Genomic DNA, 25,047 nt, shown 5'->3' on the forward strand with positions numbered 1-25,047 from the left:
GTGAGTGAGTTCCCTCTGTCCAGAGCGCAACAGGGAATCTGGTTCGCCCAGCAGCTCGATCCGAGCGTGCCCCTCAACGTCGCCCAGTATGTGGAAATTCGGGGAAATGTCGATGTGGGGTTCCTGGTGGACGCCACCGATCGTGCATGTCGCGAGCTTCAGTCGGCCTGTGTCAGCCTCGTAGACAAGGGCGACGAGGTTCTGCAGGTGGTGGATGTCGAGATCGACGATGCGATCTCCTACCGCGACCTACGCGGCGTCGACGATGCAATCGCTGAGGCACACCGTTGGATGACCGCCGAGTACAGCCGCCCGCTCGACGTGCTGAAAGACCGGCTGATCGTCGCCACATTGCTGCATGTCGGCGAGGACCATTACTTCTGGTTCTCCCGCGTCCACCACATCGTGATCGACGGTCATGGCGGCATGGTGCTCACCAACCGAGTGGCCGAGATCTACAGCCACCTCGTGGATGGCACCGAGCCCCCGGCGTCCAAGGCGCTGAGCCTGCGCGAGCTGTACGACGCCGAAGACGCCTACCGATCCACGAGCCGGTTCGAGACGGACGGAAACTATTGGGCCGAGCGTATCGCCGGCCTGCCCGACCCCGCCCGTCTAACCGACCGCGAAGCGCCACCCGTATCACCGTCACTCCTTGTCGGAGGTACCGTCGCCGACGGCATTTCCCAGGGCATCGGCGACGTTGCCCGACGCTGGAATTCGTCCGACGTCCCCGTCGTCGTCGCCGCGTTCGCCGCCTACCTCGCACGGATGACCGGCATCACCGACATCGTGCTGAGCCTGCCCGTCTCCGCCCGCACCACCGCGGCCACACGTCGCTCGGCCGGCATGGTGTCGAACATCGTGCCGCTGCGCGTGCAGGTGGACGCCGACGTGAGCGGTGCGGAGCTCGTGCGACGGGTGCAGCTCGAGCTCACCGGGGCGCTGCGGCACCAGCGCTACCGCTACGAAGACATGCGGCGCGATCTCCCCGACGGCGGTGCGCGGCGCGGCGGCTTCGGTCCCACCGTGAACTTGATGATCTACCACCAGGAGATCGTGCTCGGAGACGTCGTCGGCGTCTTCCATCCACTTACCAGCGGTCCGGTGGACGACCTCGCACTCAATCTTTACCCGTCGGTAACTGGGCGGGGTACGCGCATCGACTTCGAGGCCAATCCCACGCTTTACGAGGAAGCCGAGCTCCGCATTCAGTACCGCCGGTTCCTGAACTTCCTCGAGACGTTCGTTAGCGCGGAGGACGACACCGCGGTCGGGGCACTGCCGATCCTCGACGAGACCGAGAAAGCGGTACTCGTTCCCTGCGCCGGGTCGCCCGCCGTTCCGCCGGCGACGCTGCCCGAACTGTTCGACGCCGGACTGCGCGATCTCGACGCAATCGCGGTGCGGCACCTCGGGGTCGACCTGTCCTACGGACTGCTGGACGCGTGGTCGAATCGTCTTGCCCGTCGGTTGATCGAGCGCGGTATCGGCCCCGAAGACGTGGTGGCCGTGATGCTGCCGCGCTCACCCGAATCGGTGGTGGCTCTGTGGGGCGTCGCCCGTGCTGGTGCGGCATACCTGCCCGTCGACCCCAGCTACCCGGCTGAGCGGATCGCGTTCATGCTCGCCGACTCCGAGGCCACGGTGGCATTGGCCGCAACCGCCTCGGTGGTGCCCGCCGGAATCGATTGGATGGAGGTGGCAGACCTACCCGGCGACTCGTCGCCCGTTGCCGACGCCGATCGGGTTCGCCCGCTGCGCGTCGACCACCCCGCGTACGTGCTCTACACGTCCGGCTCCACCGGAACACCCAAGGGGGTGTCGGTGACGCACCAGGGCTTGGCCGGCCTGGCCTACGCGCGTGACGGTCTCTACGACGTCGACGGCTCCGCCCGCGTCGCGCATTTCGCGTCCCCGTCGTTCGACATCTCCCTGGACGAGCTGCTGCTCGCGTTCACCGCCGGAGCCACGCTGGTGATCGTGCCGCCCGACGTCTTCGGCGGCGAGACGCTGACGGAGCTGCTGCGCACCGAGCGCGTGACGCACGCCATCCTCACCCCCGCGGTCGTAGCCACCCTGGTGCCGACGGAGCTACCCGACCTCCGCGTCCTCGACGTCGGCGGCGAGGCACTGACCGGCGCACTGGTCGAGGCGTGGGCCCCCCGCCGCATCATGGTCAACGGCTACGGGCCCACCGAGGCCACCGTCACCACCCTGTTCAGCCCACCGCTGATACCGGAGGAGCCGATCACGATCGGCCGTCCCGTCCCGGGCACCGACGCACTCGTGCTCGATACCCGACTCCGTCCGGTCCCCGTCGGCGTGGTCGGGGAGCTGTATCTGGCGGGGGAGAGCCTCGCCCGGGGATACCACCGGCGCACCCGACTGACAGCCGAGCGATTCGTCGCCTACCCGCACGGCGCCGGGTCGCGGATGTACCGCACCGGTGACCGGGTGAGGTGGACCCCCGACCACCAGCTCGAGTTCGTCGGACGCACCGACACCCAGGTGAAGATCCGCGGCTTCCGAGTGGAACTCGGCGAGATCGACGCCGTCCTCACCGCCGCGCCCGGCGTTGACCACGCCGTCACCGTGGTACACGGTGCCGGAATGTCCTCGGGCACAGTGGTGTCGTACGTCAGCGGTCAGGCCGACCCGGCCGCAGTGCTCGACTTCGCCGCCGCCCGGCTGCCGCACTACATGGTGCCGGCGTCGGTGACCGTGCTCGAGCAGATGCCACTCACCCCCAGCGGCAAGATCGACCGCGCACACCTCCCCGAACCGGTCGTGTCGCCGTCCCGCGCGCCGCACGGCGAGGTCGAAGAACTCCTGGCCGCGGTGATCGCCGACGTCCTCGGCCTGAACTCCGTCGGAGCCGACGCCGACTTCTTCGCGCTGGGCGGAAATTCGCTGTCCGCCACGCAGGTCGCTGCCCGGCTCTCGGCCCGGGGACACGCGGTCGGGGTGCGCGACATCTTCGAGGCACCCACCGTTGCGCTGCTGGCCGCCAGAATGGGCGCTTCGCATTCCCGGGTGGACACACCGCCCCTGCGCCCGGCCGGAGCGGACGGGTGCGCGATGCCACTCGCGCCGGCGCAACAGCGACTGTGGCTCCTGGCGCAGGCCGCGCCCGAATCGCCCGCCTACAACGTGCCGTTCGTCGTCGAACTCGACGGTGCGCTGGATGCGTCGACTTTGGCTGCGGCGGTGCACGACGTCCTCGACCGGCACGCGGTGCTGCGCACCGTCTACCCCGACACCGACAACGGTCCCGTGCAGGTGGTCACCCCTGCCGTCGCGGATCTGACACCAGTCGGGCTCGAGCCCGACGCACTCGATGCCACCGTGGCCGACCTCGCGGGCCGCGGCTTCGACGTCACCACCGAGACACCGGTGCGCATCCGCCTCTACCAGCTCGCCCCCACCCGCCACGCCCTCGTCGTGATCGCGCATCACATCGCGATGGACGGCTTGTCGTTCGCGCCGCTCACCCGTGACGTGATCACCGCCTACGAGGCACGTCGCTCCGGCACCGCGCCGAGCTGGCCCGAGCTCGACGTGCAGTACACCGACTACGCCCGATGGCACCGCGACATCGTGGACGCCGCCGCCCCCGGCGACATCGACTACTGGACCACCCAACTCGACGGTGCGCCCGAGTTGCTGCCGCTGCCCACCGACCGCCCCCGCCTCGCGGCCGGGGTGCACCTGGCGGGGACGGTACCGCTGGCGTTCGACGCCGCCCTGCACCGATCGGTGGAAGAACTCGCGCGGACACACGATTCGACGCCCTTCATGGTGGTGCACGCCGCACTGGCCGTCACCTTGAGCGCGCTGGCGGGCACCGACGACATCGCCATCGGGACAGCGGTATCGGGGCGCACCCATCCCTCGCTCGACGCGCTGGTCGGCATGTTCGTGAGCAATGTCGTGCTCCGCACCCGGGTATCCGCGCACCAGAGCTTTGCCGACGTGCTGTCGGACGTTCGCCGCACCGACCTGGACGCCTTCGCGCATTCCGAGACACCGTTCGACCAGGTGGCCGACGCCGTGACGGGTGGGGTGTCGGCGCCGCATCATCCGCTGTTCCAGGTCGCGCTGGCATTCGAGAACGCCGCCACCGAACCCGAACTGAACCTCCCCGGTCTCACGGTGCGCCCGTATGCCGTCCCCGCTCCGGTCGCACGCTTCGATCTGGAACTGGCATTGGCCGAGCAGCATTCACCGGCCGGTTCTGCCGCCGGGCTGCTCGGCACCGTCACCTACTCCCGCGCACTGTTCGATGACACCACCGTGCACCGCTGGACTCGCCTGCTCGAACGGGTGCTGAAGGCCATGGTGGCGCGCCCCGACACCCCAGTGCGAACGGTCGACCTGCTCGACCCCGACGACCGGGCCGCACTGGTCCCGCAACACGGACCCGCCACCGCACCGGCCGTCACCCTGCCCGTGCTGCTGGGCACGGGCATCGCCGTCGTGAGCGGTTCCGTCGCGCTCACCCCCGCGGAACTCGACGATCGGGCCAACCGGCTGGCACACCACCTGATCGACCGCGGCCTCGGCCCCGGCGACGTGGTGGCCGTACTGCTGCCGCGGTCCGTCAAGTGGGTGACCGCACTGTGGGCGGTCGGCCGCACCGGTGCGGCATTCGTGCCCATCGATCCCACCTACCCCGACGCGCGTGTGGCGCACATCCTCGCCGACTCCGGGGCGCGCGCTGTACTCACCGACAACGACATGCAGCACCTCGGCGACAATCCGTCCCCGGTCACCGACGCCGACCGGGTGCGCCCGCTGCGGGTGGACGATCCCGCGTACGTCATCTACACCTCCGGATCGACCGGAACTCCCAAGGGTGTCGTCGTCACCCATCGAGGCCTGTCGAGTCACGCTGCGGCCCTCCAGAAGTCCTTCGCCGTCGACAGTGGGTCGCGGATACTGGCGTTCGCGTCGCCGAGCGTCGACGCTTCCGTCCACGACCTGCTGTCGGCGTGCGGTGCGACTCTGATCCTCGCGCCCACCGACGTCTACGGCGGCGACGAACTGACGGAACTCCTGCAGCGTGAGCGCATCACCCACTGGACCACCACCCCGGCCGTCCTCGCTCTCACCAAGCCCGACGGACTCGACCACCTGCGTGTCGTCGCCGTGGCCGGGGACGTGTGCCCACCGGAACTGGTGTCGCGGTGGGCGCCTGGCCGCACCCTGCTCAACCTGTACGGGCCCACCGAGGCCACCATCTGGGCCACCGGCACCGGACCACTGGCCGCAGATGACCCGGTGACCATCGGCAGTCCCATCGACGGCATGTCTGCGCTGGTGCTCGACGCGGCACTGCGCCCGGTCCCCGTCGGCACAGTGGGGGAGCTGTACCTCGCCGGACCGGGCCTCGCCCGCGGATACGTCGGCAAGCCCGGGTGGACGGCGGAACGCTTTGTCGCCAACCCGCACGGCGACGGTCGCATGTACCGCACCGGCGACCTCGTCCGCTGGACCGCCTCGCACCACCTCGACTTCGCCGGACGCGCAGACGATCAGGTGAAGATCCGCGGTTTCCGCGTCGAACTCGGCGAGATCGATGCGGTCCTGGGGGCGGCTCCCGGCGTCGACACGGCGGTAACGATCGCGCGGGACGGCGCCCTGCACTCCTACGTCCACGGAACCGACGTGGACACCGACGCCGTACTGGCCTTCGCGACGCAGCACCTGCCCCGGCACCTGATTCCCCAGTCCGTGACCGTCCTCGAGCACCTGCCGTTGACGCGCGGCGGGAAGGTCGACCGGGCGGCGTTGCCCGAACCCGCGATCCGGACAGCATCGAGCCGGACAGCACGCACCGCGACGCAGGAACTGGTGGCCGCCGCCTTCGCGACCGAAATCGGGACCGACGGCATCGGTCTCGACGACAGCTTCTTCGACCTCGGCGGAAACTCGCTGGGAGCAACACGCCTCGCCGCCCGTGTCGGATCGGTGCTGGCACGCCGGGTCTCGGTGCGCGACATCTTCGACCACCCCACCGTGGCCGAACTGGCCGCCCACGTGACGGGGGCCGCCGACCGCCCGACACTCGTCCCACGCGAAACGTCGGGACCGGTGCCCCTGTCGGCGCAGCAGCAGGGACTGTGGCTGGTCAACCAGCGCGACCCCGCCACCGATCCGTACGCCATGGGATTCGAGGTGGACCTCGACGGCACCCTCGATGTGGAGGCACTGCGGGCCGCTGTCCGGGATCTGATGCACCGGCATCGGATGCTGCGCACGGTGTTCCCCTCCTTGCACGAGCAATTGGTGCTCGACGAGGCGGACTGCGTGCTGGACGACGCCGCCATCGGCGGTATCGACCTGACCCGTGACATTCCGATCCGGGTAACGCTGTCGCAGCGCGCCCCCGACCGGCACACCGTTGCCATCCTGCTGCACCACATCGCCGTCGACGGACTGTCCCTGCGGCCGCTGCTGCGCGACCTCGCCGTCGCCTACTCCGCGCGCACCGCCGGCCGCGTTCCCGACTGGTCACCGCTGCCGGTGGAGTACGCGAGCTACGTGCTGTGGCAGCGAGAAGTACTCGGAGACGCGGAAGACCCCGACAGCCTCGCCGCCCGCCAACTGGCGTATTGGGCAGAGGCATTGGACGGACTTCCGGCGGTGTTGCCGTTGCCGCTGGACCGGCCGCGGCCCGCCGGCGCGCTGACGCTGGGACACACAACGTTCGCCGTCGGTGCCGAACAGCACCATGCACTGGTCCGGTTTGCACGCGAGCACGACGTGACCCCGTTCATGGTGCTGCACGCAGCCCTCGCCGTTCTGCTGCGTGCCCTGACCGGCACCGACGACATCGCCGTCGGCACGTCCACGGGTGGTCGCGCGGATCCGGCACTCGACGACCTGGTCGGCATGTTCGTCGGCACCCTGGCGCTGCGCACCCCGATCGACCCCACCGCGAGCTTCGCAGAACTCCTCGAGACGGTGCGCACAGCCGACCTCGGGGCCTTCGCGAACGCCGACGTGCCCTTCGAACAGGTTGTGCGGCAGCAGGGCACGGAATCCGGCCAGCTCGAGCACCCGCTGTTCCAGGTGATGCTGGCGTACGAGAACTTCGGCGCAGCCGAGGTGACACTGCCCGGTCTGACAGCCCGGGTCCGGGACGTCCAGACCCACGCCCGACCGTTCGACCTGGACCTGACCGTCCGAGAGCGACGCTCGGAGGACGGCACCCCGGACGGGCTGGACGCGGACGTGAACTTCCCGCGTGAACTCTTCGACACCGAAACGATCGACCGGTGGATGGCGTTGCTGCAGCGAATACTCCTCGCCGCAACATCGGATCCGTCGGTGACGGTCGGGAATCTGGACCTGCTCGAGCCGGACGAACATGCCGCACTGGTCCCGCGCGTCGGTCCGGTCGCCGTACCGGCCGCGACCCTGCCCGAACTCCTCGCCGGCAGCCACGACGGGGTGGCGGTGCGATACGCCGGCGTCGAGGTCACCTACCGCGAGCTGGATGCCCGGGCCAACAGGTTGGCCCGGCGGCTGATCGCGCGCGGGATCGGACCCGAGGATCTGGTGGCCCTGATGCTGCCGCGGTCTATCGAGTCGATCGTCGCCGTATGGGCCGTCACCCGCAGCGGCGCCGCCTTCCTCCCGGTGGACCCGGGATATCCGCCGGAGCGGATCGCCTTCATGCTCCAGGACTCCGGTGCCAGGGTGGCGCTGGCGGCTGACGCGGCGCACGCGCCCGACGGTGTCGTATGGATCGACATCGCCGACGGCCCAGGTGACGCGGCCGCAGTGACCGACGCAGATCGTGTCCGTCCGCTGCGGGTCGACCATCCCGCATACGTGCTCTACACCTCCGGCTCCACCGGAAAACCCAAGGGCGCGACGGTCACCCACCGGGGACTGGCGCCACTCGCCGACGCCAACGCCAAGCTCGGACTGCTCGATTCGGACGCACGGGTCGCGCACATAGCGTCGCCGTCGTTCGACCTCTCCATCAACGAGATGCTGCTCGCCTTCACCGCCGGTGCGACCCTGGTGATCGTGCCGCCCGGGGTCCTCGCCGGCGACGAACTCGCCGACGTGCTGCGCCGCGAACAGGTCACCCACGTGATGGTGACACCGAGCGTGCTGGCGTCACTGGAGCCGTCGTCGGTACCGGACCTGCGGGTGATCGACCTGGCCGGCGAAGAACTGCCGTGGGAACTCGCTCAACGGTGGGCGCCCGGACGCATCGTCGTCAACGGGTACGGGCCGACCGAAACCACCATCGTCAACTTCATGAGCGACCCCCTCACACCGGGCGGTCCGCTGACCATCGGCGGCCCCATCGAGGGAACCGAAGTGCTGGTGCTGGATTCGCGGCTGCGTCCGGTTCCGGTCGGTGTCACCGGCGAGGTGTACCTGGCGGGGGAGAGCCTCGGCCGGGGCTACCACGGCAGGCCGGGCCTGACGGCGGAGCGGTTCATCGCCTACCCGTCCGGCAACGGCACACGGATGTACCGTTCCGGCGACCTGGCCCGATGGACACCCTCGCACCAACTCGTGATCGTCGGGCGCGCCGACAACCAGGTGAAGATCCGCGGATTCCGGGTGGAACTGGGCGAGGTGGACGCCGCACTGCGAGCGGCACCCGGCGTCGAGAGCGCCGTGACGCTGGTGCACGGCACCACGTTGGCGTCGTACGTCACCGGATCCGTGGAATTGGCTGCAGTGCAGGCGTTCACGGCCGAAAAACTGCCCCACTACATGGTGCCCGGTTCGGTCACGGTGCTCGACGCGATGCCGCTGACCGCCAACGGAAAGGTGGATCGGGCCGCTCTACCCGAACCCGGGGCGTCCGTGGTTCGGTCACGGGAGCCGCGCGGCGCCACCGAAGAAGTCGTGGCCCGGGTGATCGCCGACGTGCTCGGCCTGCCGTCGATCGATGCCGAGACGGACTTCTTCGCGGTCGGCGCCAGTTCCCTGACCGCCACCACCCTGGCCTCGACTGTCGGGCATGCCCTCGACCGGCAAGTGAGCGTGCGCGACGTCTTCGAAGCTCCCACCGTGGCGGCGCTGACATCCAGGCTGCTCCGCAGCCCGTCCGTGCGCGAGGAGTCCCTGCACTCGTCGTCGACCACGCACGGACGCGAAGCGCCTCTCGCGCCGACGCAGGACCGCCTGTGGCTGCTGGACCGGATGAACCCCGGTGCCGCCGACTACGTCGTCCCGTTCGCGATGGACCTCAGCGGCGCCGTCGACATCGACGCACTGGCCGCCGCCGTGCGGGACGTGGTGGACCGCCACGAGCCTCTGCGCACAGTGTTCCGGGTCACCGAGACCGGAGCGGTGCAACTGGTCTCCGAGGCGGCACTCGATCTCACCCCGGTCGCGGTCGACGAACACGAACTCGACGAGGCGATCACCGCACTGACAACCGAGGGGTTCGACCTCACCCGGGATACGCCGGTCCGGGTCCGGCTCTTCGACCGCGGAACCCACGGCTACACCGTGGCCGTCGCCGCCCACCACATCGTCTTCGACGGACTGTCGGCCGCCCCACTCGCCCGCGACCTGATGGCCGCCTACCGCGCACGCCGGGACGGCCACGCTCCCGGCTGGGACGCCCTACCCGTCCGGTACGGCGACTACGCCCGCTGGCACCGCCGGATCGTGGAGGAAGACGCCAACGGCGACCTCGCGTTCTGGAAGACCGCCCTCGACGGACTGCCGGAACGGCTGGACCTACCCACCGATCGGCCGCGTCCGGCGACGGCAACCACCCCGGATCGCGTCCCGTTCACGGTGGACGCGAGCACCCACCGTGCCGTGGAGGAACTGGCCAGACGATGCAGCGCCACCCCGTTCATGGTGGTGCACAGTGCCCTGGCGGCCACCCTGGCCGTCCTCACCGGAGCCGACGACATCGCCGTCGGCACGCCGGTGTCCGGTCGCGGCGATCCCGTCCTGGACGATCTGGTGGGCATGTTCGTCGGCACCGTCGTTCTGCGCACCCGAGTGGATCCGAGCCTCCCGTTCGCCGATCTCGTCTCCGCCACCCGCGTCGCGGATCTGGCGGCATTCGCGCACAGCGAGCAACCGTTCGACCGAGTGGTCGACGCCGTCGCGCCGACCCGCTCCACCACGCATCACCCGCTGTTCCAGGTGATGCTCGCCTACCAGAACTTCACCGAACCCGAGATTCGATTCGACGACGTCACCGTACGCAGTCGCGACACCCCGAGCAGCATCAGCCGCTACGACCTGGAGATCGAGATTCGGGAACGTCGCGCCGAGGACGGCGCGGCCGCCGGCCTCGACGGCGTGATCGCCTATCCGACAGAACTGTTCGACAGTGCCACCATCATCCGGTGGTCGAGACTGCTGCAGCGAATGCTGCAGTCAGCCGTGGCGGACCCCTCGGTGGCCGTCGGCGATCTCGACCTGCTCGAGCCGTCCGAGGCTGCCGACCTGGTCCCCGCCCACGGGCCGACAGCACTCGCGCCGATCACCCTTCCCGAGCTTCTCCGTGGCCACTCCCACGATGTTGCGGTGCGGTGCGGCGACGACGAACTGACCTACCGTGAGCTGGACGAGCGAGCGAACCGGCTGGCGCGCACGCTGATCGGACGGGGCATCGGACCCGAGGACGCGGTAGCGCTGCTGCTGCCCCGCTCGATCGACTCGGTGACCGCGGTGTGGGCCGTTGCCCGGACCGGTGCCGCGTCGCTGCCGATCGACCTGGACCATCCGGCCGAACGCACCGCCCGCATCCTCACCGCCGCCGGAGTGCGCGTCGCGATCGCACACGACGCGCAGCTCGTTCCCGACGGCATCGTCTGGATCGACGCGCACGACGAGCAGGGGGATTCGACGCCGATCAGCGAAGCCGAGCGCGTCCGGCCACTCTCAGCGGATCACCCCGCGTACGTGGTCTTCACCTCCGGGTCGACAGGCGAACCCAAGGGCGTCGTGGTGACCCACCGCGGCTTCGCGAACCACGCCGCCGAGGTCCGTGCCCGCTACCGAGTGGAACCGGACTCCCGCGTCCTGCACTTCGCGGCCCCCAGCTTCGACGGCGCCTTCCACGAAATTCTCGTAGCCGCCATCGGCGGCGCCACCCTCGTGATCGCACCACCCGGCGTGGTCGGCGGCGACGAGTTGAAGGACCTGCTCCGCCGCGAACGCGTCACCCACTGGACCACCACCCCCTCGGTGCCCGCGCTGATGGACCCGGAAAGCCTGGACTCACTCGAGTTCCTGGCCGTGGTGGGGGAGGCGTGCCCACCGGAAGTGCCCGAGCGCTGGGCCTCCCGGCACCGGACCGTCGTGGATCTGTACGGACCCACCGAACACACCGTGTGGGCCACCGGAAGCAGCGACTTGCAGCCCGGCGACCCGATCACCATCGGCCGTCCGATCCGCGGTGCGTCCGCAGTGGTCCTCGACGCCCGTCTACGGCCGGCGCCGGTCGGTGTAACCGGTGAGCTGTACCTGTCGGGTCCGGCGCTGGCCCGCGGCTACCTCGGTGCACCCGCCCTCACCGCGGAACGATTCGTCGCGAACCCCCACGGATCCGGTCGCATGTATCGATCCGGCGACCTGGTGCGCTGGACCGCCGACCACACCCTCGAGTTCGTCGGCCGCGCCGACAGCCAACTCAAGATCCGCGGATTCCGCGTGGAACTCGGCGAGATCGACGCGGCACTGTGGTCGGCGCCCGGCGTCGACACCGCCGTCACCGTGCTGCACGACAACATCCTCGCCGCCTACGTCCACGGCCACGGCGCCCTCGACCCCGCAGCGTTGCGCGCGTACCTGGCCGAGCGACTGCCGCACTACATGGTGCCCACCACCGTCACCGTGCTCGACGCCGTGCCGCTCACGGTCAACGGCAAGGTGAACCGTGACGCCCTGCCCGCACCCGAACTGCCGGCGCCAACCCGACCCCCGCAGACCCCCGTCGAGCAGACGGTGGCGGACGCAGTGGCAGCCGTCCTCGGCATCCCCGACATCGGCGCCGACGCGAACTTCTTCGCCCTGGGCGGAAATTCGCTCTCGGCCACCCAGGTGGCGTCGCGACTGGCAGCAGTGTCCGGACTGCACATCGGGGTGCGCGACCTGTTCGACCGGCCCACCGTCGCCGCGCTGGCCGCCCTGATCGAGGAGGGCGGCGACCAGCGCCCACCGCTCGTCGCCGAAACCACGGACCAGCCGGCTCCGCTCGCCTACGCGCAGCAACGGCTGTGGTTGCTCAACCGGGTCGACCCCCAGTCGCCCGCCTACAACGTGCCGTTCGCCGTCGACCTCGACGGTGACCTCGACGTCGCCGCACTGTCCGCCGCCCTGCACGACGTGGTCACCCGGCACACCGTGCTGCGCACCGTCTTCCCCGACACCGAAACAGGACCCGTCCAGCAGGTCGTCCCCGCCGCCATCGACCTCACGCCCACCGCGGACGAGGCCACCTTCGCCGTCCGCGGGTTCGACCTCACCACCGAGCCACCACTGCGCGCCGCCCTGTTCGAGGTTGCGCCGCACCGCCACACCCTCGTCGTGGTGCTGCACCACATCGCCGTCGACGGATTGTCGTTCGGTCCGCTGATCCGGGACGTGGTCATCGCCTATCACGCGAGGACGTCCGGCCGTGTCCCCAACTGGGCACCGCTTTCCATCGCCTACACCGACTACGCACGCTGGCAGCGCCGCGTCCTCGGAGACATCGCCGACCCCGCCAGCCGGATGCGACGCGAACTCGACTACTGGACCTCCGCCCTCGACGGCCTGCCCTCCCTTCTGCCGCTGCCCACCGACCGGCCACGGCCCGGCACCGACCGGCTGACCGCCCGACACGTCCCGTTCTCGGTTCCCGCAGAGTTGCACCAACGCCTGGAAACAGTGGCCCGGGAGCAGAACGCGACACCGTTCATGGTCCTGCACGCCGCCCTCGCCGTCCTGCTGTCCAAGCTGACCGGTGCCCACGACCTCGCCGTCGGAACACCCACGTCGGGGCGCACCCACCCGGCGCTCGACGACGTGGTCGGCATGTTCGTCGGCACCGTCGCCCTGCGCAGCCGCATCGACCCCCGCGGCGGCTTCGACGCCCTCCTTGCCACCATTCGGGAAACGGACCTGGCCGCGTTCGCCCATTCCGAGGTGCCGTTCGAACTGGTCGTGGACGCGGTCGCGCCAACCCGCTCCACCACGCATCACCCGCTGTTCCAGGTGATGCTGGCATTCGACAACTTCGCGTCCGTCCCGACCGTCGCGCTGCCGGGGCTGGAGGTTCACGGCCGTGAACTCGGCACCGGCACCAGCCGCTTCGACCTCGAAGTGTCCGTCCGCGAACAGCGCGGCGAAAATAATGAACCCGTCGGTCTCGACGGCGTATTCGTCTACCCGGCAGAGCTGTTCGATCCCGAGACGGTCGAGCGGTGGGCCGAACGCCTACTGATGGTGCTGCGTTCAGTGACCACCGATGTGCATATGCCTGTCGGGTCGATCGACATACTGAGCGAGTCCGAACGCGCCGCAACTGTGTCGGGTGTCGACGGGACTACCCCGGAAGCCACGTCACTGGCGGAACTGTTCGAGCGGCGCGCCGCCGAGAATCCCGACGCGGTGGCCATCACGTTCGGCGACACCGCACTGACCTACGGCGAACTGGATCACCGCTCCGCGCAGATGGCCCAGAACCTGCGGGCGTCCGGCGTCGGAGCCGAAGACCTGGTGGCCATCGTCCTGCCCCGCTCGATCGATCTGCTCGTGGCGATACTCGCCGCGGTCCGCGCCGGCGCCGCATACCTACCCATCGACGTCGACTACCCCGCCGACCGCATCCGATACCTGCTCGACGACGCCGCTCCGGCGGTGGTGATCTCCGAGATGCCACATGCCAGTCACACCGTGCCCTTCGACGCTCCTCGCCGCGCACCTGGGGGAGCGGCGTACGTGATCTACACGTCAGGCTCCACCGGGCAGCCGAAGGGCGTGCAGGTCACCCACGCCAACGTCCTGTCGCTGCTCGCCAACACCCGCGAGGAATTCGGCTTCGGCCCGGGCGACGTGTGGACGATGTTCCACTCCCACGCCTTCGACTTCTCGGTCTGGGAGATGTGGGGCGCCCTCACCACCGGCGGACGCCTCGTGCTGGTCGACCACTACTTGGCCCGCTCACCCCGCGACTTCGCCGAAATGCTGGTACGCGAAGGCGTCACCGTCCTCAACCAGACGCCGTCCGCCTTCGGGCAACTCGTCGAACACATCGACAGCCCCTCACTGCGGCTGCTGATCTTCGGCGGTGAGGCCCTCGAGCCCGCCATGGTCGTGCCCTGGCTCGCGCATCACCCGAACGTGCGTGCAGTCAACATGTTCGGCATCACCGAAACCACGGTGCACGTCACCCGCCACGACCTGACGCCGGGCGACGAGCGCCGATCCGTGGGCACAGCGCTTCCGGGACTGCGGACATACGTCCTGGACGCGTCGCTGCATCCCGTGCCCCCGGGGACGGTCGGCGAACTGTACGTCTCCGGCGCACAGGTGGCGCGAGGTTACCTCGGACGGCCCACCCTCACCGCCGAACGGTTCGTCGCCGACCCCTTCACCCCCGGCACCCGCATGTACCGCACGGGCGACCTCGCCCGCGTCCACACCGGCGGGGGACTCGAACACATCGGCCGCGCCGACACCCAGGTGACGGTGCGCGGCTACCGCATCGAGCCCGGAGAGATCGAGGCAGCACTCCTGCGTCGTCCCGACGTCGAGCACGCCGCAGTCATGCTGCGGGGCAGCGCCGTCGGCGACCAACTGGTGGCCTACGTGGTGACCACCTCCGACCCGCGCACCCTCCTCGGCTACCTGCGATCGGTGTTGCCCGAATACCTCGTACCGGGTGCAGTGGTGCCCGTCCCGACCTTCCCGCTGACCCCCAACGGGAAATTGGACCACCAGGCACTGCCTGAACCAACCCTCCACGCCGCCGACTCCCACGCACCCCACGGGCCCATCGAGGAGGTCGTCGCCGGTGTGTTCACCGAGCTTCTCGGCGGCATCGAGGTAGGCGCCCGGCAGAGCTTCTTCGACCTGGGCGGCAACTCATTGATCGCCACCCGGGTCGCCGCCCGGCTCAGCGCCGTCTTCGACACGGACGTGACCGTCCGCGACCTCTTCGAGGCACCCACCGTCGCCGAACTCGCGGCACGCGTGCAGGAGCGGGCCGGCACCGGTCGCCGCCGACCGCCACTGGTGCCGGTCGCCGCGGGCGAACAGCTACCGCTCTCGCCCGCGCAGGAACGCATGTGGATTCTCAATCAATTCGACACGGGCGCGGCCGGGTACAACATCCCGCTCATCGTCCGACTCGACGGCGACCTCGACGTGGAGGCACTGGCCGCGGCCGCCCGCGACGTCGTGCAACGCCACCGCACCCTGCGCACCGTGTACCCACGAACCTCCGACGGTGTGCAGCAGCTGGTGCTCGAGGCCGACGAGATCCCACTGGACCTCACTGCCATCGCCATTCCCGCCGACGCCGTCGCCGCCCACGTCCGGGCACTCACCGGCGACGGTTTCGACGTGGCCGCAGAGCCGCCGCTGCGGGTGCGCCTCTACCGGACCGCCGCAACCACCCACGTCCTCGCCCTGGTCGTCCACCACATCGCCGCCGACGCATGGTCACTGACCCCGCTGATCCGGGACACCCTGGTCGCGTATCAGGCCCGGCTCGACGACGCCGACCCCGAATGGCCCGTGCTGCCGGTGCAATACAGCGACTACAGCATCTGGCAGCGACGCATGCTGGCCGAGGACAGCGCAAACACCGACAGCGCACTGTCGAATTACTGGCTGGGTGCCCTGGCCGGACTACCCGAACTGGTGACACTCCCACCCGACCGCCCCCGCCCCGCCACCCCGTCGGGGGAGGGAGCCGCGCATTCGGTGGTAGTGGACGCAGCGTTGCACAAGTCCCTGGCCGCACTGGCCCGCACCGGCCGGGCCACGACGTTCATGGTGCTGCACGCCGCACTCGCCGCGCTGCTCTCCCGGTACAGCGGCAGCCCAGATGTGCCCATCGGCACCGCCGTCGCCGGCCGCACCGACCCGCAACTCGACGACGTCGTCGGCATGTTCGCGGGCACCCTGGTATTGCGGGCCACCGTCGAGCCGACCGCCAGCTTCACCGAACTGCTCGCCCAGGTGCACGAACGTGACATCGCGGCCTACACCCACGCCGACATGCCGTTCGAGTCGCTGGTGGAATTGCTCAACCCGCCACGGTCGGCGTCGCACCACCCGCTGTTCCAGGTGGCACTGTCCATGCAGCGACACCGCCCCGCCCCCCTCACCCTGCCCGGGCTCACGGTGACCCCGGTGATCCCGGACATCGAATACGCCAACTTCGATCTGCAGCTCACCGTCGCCGAGCCCGGCCCCGGCGAGCCGATGACACTCCACTTCGGCTACAACCCAGAGCTCTACGACCACGCCACCGTGGCCGAATTCGCCGCGCAGCTGGTGCGCCTCCTCGAGGCGGTCACCGCGAACCCCGACATCTCCGTGGGCAATGTGGACCTGCTGAGCGCGGCCGAACGGTCCGCCCTGGTCCCGGCAACCGGGCCCCCCGCACCGGGCGCACTGACGTTGCGGGCCATGATCACCCGCGGCGCCCACGTAGCGCCGGACGCCGTGGCGGTCCGCGACTCCCACACCCAACTGACATACCGGGAACTCGACGCCCGCTCCGACGCCATCGCCCGCGAACTCGCCGAATCAGGTGTGCGGCCCGGCGAGGCCGTCGTCTGGTCGGCGCCCCGTTCGACCGAATCTGTGGTGCGGTTGTGGGCGATCGCGAAAGCAGGCGCAGCACCCGTCCTGATAGACCCGGCGCTGCCCGAAGCCCGGGTGACGGCGATGCGGGGCGTCGCCGACAGCCTGCCGCGGGCGACGGGCACGGCGTACGTAGTGTTCACCTCCGGGACCACGGGCACACCCAAGGCCGTGGTGGTCACAGACTCCGGCCTCGCCGCGCTGGACGCCGACGTGGCCTCGAGATTCGGCGCCGCACCGGGCTCACGGGTACTGCACCGCGCCGCGGCCGGATTCGACATGACCCTGCTCGAGATCCTGATCGCAGGGGCATCCGGGGCCACACTCGTGATCGCGTCCGACACCGAATTCGCCGGTCCGGCGCTGGGCGAACTCCTTCGCCGCGAACGGATCACCCACGCCTGCCTCACACCCACCGTCCTCGCGACACTCGCAGACACCGCACTGCCCGACCTGGAAGTAGTGATGGTCGGCGGAGAACGACTCGGACCCGAGCTGGTCGACCGCTGGGCACCGGGCCGCCGGCTGGTCAACGGCTACGGCCCCGCCGAGACGACGATGTACACCATCGCGACCCGCCCACTGTCGCCCGGAACGCCGGTGACCATCGGTACACCCATCCGAGGCGTCACCGCCCTCGTCCTCGACGACCGGCTACGCCCGGCACCCGTCGGCGTCCCCGGCGAGCTGTACCTGTCAGGCGGCGCGCTGGCCCGCGGCTACGCCGGACAACCCGCACTGACAGCGGAACGCTTCGTCGCCGGCCCCGACGGCGCACGCTACTACCGCACCGGGGACCTGGTCCGCTGGCGGAACGACTACGAACTGGAGTACCTGGGCCGCAACGACAGCCAGGTCAAGATCCGCGGCGTCCGCGTCGAACCGGGTGAGATCGACGCCGCCATCGCCCGCATCGCCGACGTCGACTTCGCGGCCACCATCGTGCGCCCCACACCGACCGGCTCCGACTCACTCGTCTCCTATGTGCTGCCCCACCACCCACACTTCGACGCGGACGGACTACGGCGCCGCCTGGCCGAACTGCTCCCGTCGTACCTCGTGCCGACGGCCGTCGTGGTGCTCCATTCGCCGCCGCAGACGGTCAACGGCAAGCTCGATCTGCGTTCACTGCCCACACCCGAACTCGGGGCGGGCGAGTACGAACCGCCCGTCACCGACACCGAACGCGCGGTGGCCGCCGTCTTCGCCGAAGTCCTCGAACTGCCCGAGGCCGGCCGTGGGGCACACTTCTTCGATGCCGGCGGCAACTCGCTGCTGGCAACCCAGCTGACCGCGCGGCTCTTCGAGGCCGTGGGCCACCCGGTGTCGTTGCGCAGCCTCTTCGCCCACCCCACGGTCGCGGAACTGGCCACCGCCCTCGACGACGTCGTCCCCGAACCGGATCTGCGCCCCACGCTCGTCCGACGACCGCGCCCTGATCGAATTCCCCTGTCGCGCAGCCAGTACCGGATGTGGGTGCTCAACCGCCGCGACCCGTCGTCCGCGGCCTACAACCAGCCCGCAACACTGCGCCTGGACGGGCCACTCGACGTGCCTGCACTGTCGGCGGCCCTCACGGACGTCGTTACCCGGCACGAAGTACTGCGCACCCAGTACCCCGCCGCAGCCGGGGAGTTGCCCCACCAGCAGATCCTCCCAGCCCCCGAACTGGACCTCACACCCCAATACACACACCCGGAGACTCTGGGCCACGTGGTCGCCGCATTCGCCTCCGAAGGGTTCGACCTCACCCGCGAAACGCCCCTGCGTGTCCAGTTGCTGCAGATCGGCCCTGACTCACACGTGCTGGCAGTGGTGCTCCACCACATCGCCGCCGACGGCTGGTCCCTCACCCCCCTGGTGACCGACGTGCTCACCGCCTACCAAGCGCGTCGCGCCGGACACACACCCGACTGGGCGCCGCTGCCCCTACACTTCGCCGACTACGCGCTCTGGGAGCAGGAACTGCTGCGCAGCGGGTACGCGACGCGCAGAATCGAGCACTGGCGGCGCGCCCTCGACGGCGCCGAGTCGGGTACCGCACTCGTCCCAGACCGGCAACAGGCCACCGACACCACGACCGCCACCGCCACCGCCACCGCCGGGACGGTGACCTTCCAGATCCCCGCCGACGTCCAGCGAGCCGTCCACCGGTTGGCCCGCGACCACCGCGGCACCCTGTTCATGGTGCTGCACGCGGCCCTGTCGGTGCTCCTCTCGCGGCTCGGCGCGACGCGCGACGTCACCGTTGCCACCGCGGTCGCCGGCCGCGGCGACCGCATCCTCGACCCGCTGGTCGGAATGTTCGTTAACACCCTCGCGCTGCGAGCGCAGGTCCAACCGGACATGCCGTTCACCGGACTACTGGCCCAGGTGCGCGACTTCGACGTCGATGCGTTCGAGCACGCCGACGTGCCCTTCGAATCGATCGCCGACCTGCTCGGGGGCCGCACACCACAAGTCGCGCTGGCAGTGGAGAACCTCGACCTACCCGCCGTCGACGTGGCCGGCCTTCGCGTCGAAGTTCAGGAAGCCGATACCCACACAGCAAAATTCGACCTCCATGTCACAGTTCGCGAGCGATGGGACGGCGAGGAGCCCGACGGGATGGACGGCGCCGTCGCCTACTCCGCCAACCTGTTCGATCCCGCCACCGCAGCCTCGCTGGCAGCCCAGCTGGGACAGGTGCTCGAGACCGTCGCACGCGACCCGCAGGTGACGGTGGGGGAAATCGCGCTGACGCCGGCACCGCCGCTCACCGGTGAACCCGCTGACGACACCCGCACCCTCACCGACATCTTCCTGTCCACCGCCGCCGCGCACCCCGACCGACCGGCTCTCACCGACGGCACCCGGACACTGTCCTACCGAGAACTGGCCGAAGCATCGCAGCAGCGGGCCGGTCAGCTTCGCGACGACGGCGCCGGTCCCGGAACGGTCGTAGAGATCTGCATGCCGCGCTCGATCGACTTCGTGGTCGAACTCTGGGCCGTCACCCGGACCGGAGCCACCTTCCTGCCGCTCGACCCCACCCACCCCACCGAACGCCGGGACGCAATGGTGGTCCAGGCGCAGACGTCGGCCCAACCGTCGGTCGCGTACATCATCTACACATCCGGATCGACCGGCACCCCGAAGGGCGTGGCCGTCACACACCGCGGACTGGGCGCCCTCGCCGACGAAGCCGTCCGCCGGTACCGAGTACACCCGCAGGCGCGGGTACTGCACGGCTACAACCCCACATTCGACGCGGCGCTGCTCGAGATGCTGCTTGCCTTCCAGTCGGGCGCCTGCCTCGTTGTGGCACCCCCCGACGTCTACGGCGGCGCCGAACTGCAGCACCTGCTCACCGAGCAGAACGTGACGCACTACCTCTCCACACCCTCCGTCCTCGCCACCCTCGAGCCGCGGAAACTGGACACCCTGCAGGTGGTCGCCGTGGGCGGCGAGGCTCTGAGCCCGGAGCAGGCCGCAGCCTGGAGCGACGGGCGGCTGATGCTCAACGCCTACGGGCCCACCGAATCCACAGTGGTGGCCACCCTGGCCGAGGTGGACGCAGACGTCACCATCGGCACCCCCATCCCCGGCACGACAGCGACGGTCCTGGACGACCGGCTGCGTCCGGTACCACTCGGGGGCGTCGGCGAACTGTACCTGGACGGGCTGGGACTGGCCCTCGGCTACGTGGCGGACCCAGCGCTGACGGCCGCGAACTTCATTGCCGGACACGGCGGAATCCGCCGTTACCGCACCGGCGACGTGGTGCACCGCCGCGTCGACGGCACCCTGTCCTACATTGGCCGCGCAGACCGTCAGATGAAGGTGCGCGGCATGCGCATCGAGCCCGCCGAGGTGGAGGCCGCACTGCTGGCGCTGCCCGATGTCACCCAGGCAGTGGTGCTGCTGCACCGCCGTCGGCTGGTCGCCTTCGTCACAGGTGCGGGCGTAGCGGCCGAATCGCTCCGCGCGGAGTTGACCCGGCAACTTCCGTCGCACCTCGTACCGCAGCGCATCATGGTTCGCGACAGCCTGCCGCTCACCGCCAACGGCAAACTCGACACCCAGGCCCTCGAGGCGAGCGACGTCGACACCGACTCCCCGCCCCCACCGCGGACCGTGACCGGGGAACTGGTAGCAGGGGTGTTCGCCGAAGTGCTCGGCGAGGTGAGCGTCGGTGGCCACAGCAACTTCTTCGACATCGGCGGCGACTCCCTCTCGGCCACCGCGGTGACGGGACGGCTGTCGGCGGCGTTCGGCGTGGACGTCCCCGTCAGGGCGCTGTTCGAGCATCCCACCGCCGCCGGCATGGCCGTGTGGCTCGACCAGCGGCACGCGGCCGCGACACGCATTCCACTGGTGCGACGGAACCCGGACACCCGGATTCCGTTGTCCCCGCCGCAGCAACGGATGTGGCTGCTTCACCGCATCGATCCCAGCGCCTCGATGCACCACCTCGTGTTCGTGCAACGGCTCGGCAGCGACACCGACCTGGGCGCACTGCGATGCGCACTCGCCGACGTGGTCGACCGGCATGCCGTGCTACGCACCGTCTTTCCCATCGATGACAGCGGCCCGCACCAGGTGATCGTCCCGGCGGACATCGACCTGCATCCCGTCACCGCCGCCGATGTGCCCGCCGAGGTCGCGGAATTCGTGCGGCGACCCTTCCACCTGGAGTCGGAATCCCCGCTCCGCGTGCAACTGTGGTCCGAAGGCGGCGGCAACCACGTGCTCGCCGCCGTCGTGCACCACATCGCGCTGGACGGCGGATCCATGGGCCGGTTGGCCACCGACCTCGAGGCCGCCTACACCGCGCGCAGCGAAGGGCGTGAACCACAATGGGCGCCGCTTCCCATCGACTATCTGGACTACAGCGTGTGGCTGCGCGAGGTACTCGGCGACCCCGCAGACCCCGACAGCGTCGCCCATGCTCAGCTCGACTACTGGACCCGGATACTTGACGGCGTCGACGCCCCGATCGCGTTGCCCACCGACCGTCCGCGACCCGCCCAACCGAGCCACACGGGCGCCACCGTCGAGTGGACCTTGGACCCCGACGTGCGTCAACGATTGTCCGACGTCGCCCGCAGTCAGGGCGTCACGGTGTTCATGGTGCTGCACGCCGCGCTCGCCGTCCTGCTGTCGCGCGAAGGGGGGCACCCGGACGTCGTGATCGGCACCGCCGTTGCCGGACGACCCGACCCCGCCCTCGACGCGCTGGTGGGGATGTTCGTCGGCACCGTCGCCTTGCGCACCGGCGTGAACTCCGCCGCAACCTTCGCCGCGCTCCTCGAGCAGGTGCGTTCGGTGGACCTCGACGCGTTCGCCCACGCCGACGTGCCGTTCGACGACGTGGTCGCCCACGTGGCACCCCACCGCTCCACCTCGTATAACCCGCTGTTCCAGGTAATGCTCACGTACCAGCACGCAGCGCCGCAGCCGGGCGGGCTGCCCGGAGCCGAGATCGATGCTGTCGGAGCGACCAGTGCCACGGCTGAATTCGACCTGGTCTGGGACTTCACGGAATCGGTGGGGGAGCTGACGCTGCGGCTGCTGTACGCCAAGGACCTGTTCGACGACTCCACCGCCCGGGCGCTGGCACAGCGCTTCGATCGCATCCTCGACGCAGCCCTGACCGATCCGACCGTGGTGGTCGGTGACATCGACATCCTCGAGGCGAGCGAACGTGCGGCCCTCGTCAGTGGCCCTGCCCGGAACTATCAGCCGAAGACTCTCGCCGAGATCTTCGAGACGCAGGTCCGGGACACCCCGCACGCCGTCGCCGTCGAGGACGGCGGTGTGCAGTGGACATACGAAGAACTGGACGACGTGGCGCAGCGGTGGGCCCGGGCGCTCTCCGGCCGGGGCGTCGGACCCGAGGATGTGGTCGCGGTCGCCACGGGTCGTGGCCGGCACTGGGTGGCCGCCGTGTGGGCGGTGGCGAAAGCGGGCGCGGTCTGGCTGTCGCTGGACCCGTCGCATCCCACCGAGCGTCTGGAATGGATGCTCGCAGACTCCGGTGCCGTGGTCGGGCTGACCGTGCCCGAACGCGTCGCCGAGCTCCCGTCCAGCGTCGCGTGGCTCCCACCCGTGAGTACTTCTCCATCGCCCGCGGTGAACAAGTACCCACGGGCGGAGGGTGCCGCGTACGTGATCTACACATCCGGTACCACCGGAACACCCAAGGGTGTCGTGGTGCCGCATCGCGGCCTGGTGAATGTAGTTGCCGCACAAGCACCCGTGCTCGACGTCGACGGTGACGTGCGGGTTCTCCAGCTGGCTTCCCCCACCTTCGACGCCTCACTGTTCGAAATGCTCTACGCGCTCTCGTCCGGCGGCACCCTCGTGGTCGCCCCTGACTTCAGCTATGCCGGCGATCAGCTGGCCGAGGTTGTCCGCCAGGAGCGCATCACCCACCTCATCGCGACACCCACCGTCCTCGCCACCCTCGTCGCCGACAGCCTCGGCGACGAAGGACCACGGACCGTGGTGTCGGTCGGCGAACGCCTACCGTCCGCGTTGGCGGCGACCTGGGCGTCGCGTCACCGGCTCTTCAACGCCTACGGTCCCACCGAATTCACAATCCTGGCATCGGTCGCAGGACCGCTCACACCAGCCGACATCGATGACGGCGTCGACATCGGAGACGTGATCGACGCCGCCGCCGCCGTCGTGCTCGACCCACGGCTGCACCCGGTACCCGACGGCGTGACCGGTGAGCTCTACCTGTCCGGAACCAGCGTCGCCCGTGGCTACCTCGGGCAAGGTGGTCTCACCGCCGCGCAGTTCGTCCCGAACCCGTATGGGAAACCCGGCGACCGGATGTACCGCACCGGAGACCTCGTGCGCCGCAATGCGCACGGTGCCCTGGACTACCTGGGACGCAATGACGCTCAGGTGCAGCTGCGCGGCATCCGAGTCGAACCTGCCGAGGTGGACGCAGCCCTGGCCCGCCATCCCGACGTCCGGTTCGTGATCACCACACCGGTGACGGCTCCCGGCGGACAGCCCGTCCTCGTCTCCTACCTGGTGGCCGAACCGGACTCCACGCTCACCGCACACACAGTCCGAGACTTCGCCCGGACGGTCCTGCCCCGCCATCTGGTGCCGTCCGCCGTCGTCCTGCTCGACAGCCTGCCGGTACTGCCGTCGGGCAAAGTCGACCGATCCGCGCTTCCCGAGCCGGAATTCGATCCGGACACGCCAGTGACACCGCCGTCCGGATACCTGGAGACCGTGGTTGCCGAGGTAATGGCCAACGCCATTGGAACGGACTCCATCGGCGCGGATCAAGATTTCTTCGCCCTCGGCGGTACCTCCATGGGCGCGGTGGCCGTCGCCGATGAACTGCGCACGAGGCTGGACCGGGACGTGCCCCTGCAGTGGCTCTTCACCGACCCCACCGCCGCGCGACTCGCCAAGCGCATCGAATCCGGGAACGATTCGTCCGAAGATCCGTTCGCCGCCGTGGTGCGCCTCGGCGGAGACGGCGACGGTCCACCCCTGTTCTGCATCCACCCCGCGGCGGGAATCGCCTGGTGCTACACCGGACTCGCGGAACATCTCCCCGGACGTGTGCTGTACGGAGTGCAGGCAACCGGTGACACGGACTTGCCCTCGTCCATTACCGAGCTGGCCAGCCGCCACATCGACGCCATCCGCACGGTCCAGCCGACCGGCCCGTACCACCTGCTCGGCTGGTCCCTCGGCGGAACCGTGGCACAAGAGATGGCCGTGCAACTACACGAAGCGGGCCAGGAAGTTGCGACCCTCGCCATGCTCGACACCCTGCTGCCCGAACACCGCGCCGCGCTCGTGAACCCCGGCGACAACCCGCCCCAGCTGGGCCTACCCCCAGAGCTTGGAGCTGCGGTGTCGGCCGATCGGGTCCAGTCGCTCGGGCAGCTCCTCATCCGTCTCGAACATATCGCATCGACACATCAGCCCCGACACTTCGACGGCGACGCCGTGTTCTTCACCGCTGCACATGATCTTGACCACCATCCGGAACTAGTCCCGGACTGGCGCCAACACTTCGGCGGTGCCGTCACCGAACACCGCATCGATGCTGTGCACGCAGACATGGTCGGGCGTGGACCGGTGGCCGTGATCGGACGAAGACTCCGGGGATCGGGAGGCCACTCCGGACCGTGACGCACCCCGCCGCCCCTGACCGCGGCCATCACTACGATGCAGAGGTTCAGTCGGGTCGAAACGAAGTAGATGACAGCACGATCA

1 protein-coding gene is annotated in these 25,047 nt (G+C 69.7%); it reads left to right on the forward strand.

The window, feature by feature from the left end; all coding sequences use genetic code 11:
• Positions 1–24,963, forward strand: a complete 24,963-nt coding sequence (locus PSR88_RS39285) for a non-ribosomal peptide synthase/polyketide synthase (protein WP_037196450.1) — start codon at positions 1–3, stop codon at positions 24,961–24,963.
• The last annotated feature ends 84 nt before the right edge of the window (positions 24,964–25,047 follow it).

The sequence above is a fragment of the Rhodococcus sp. DK176 genome (assembly GCF_038447315.2).
Classification (GTDB): domain Bacteria; phylum Actinomycetota; class Actinomycetes; order Mycobacteriales; family Mycobacteriaceae; genus Rhodococcus_F; species Rhodococcus_F jostii_A.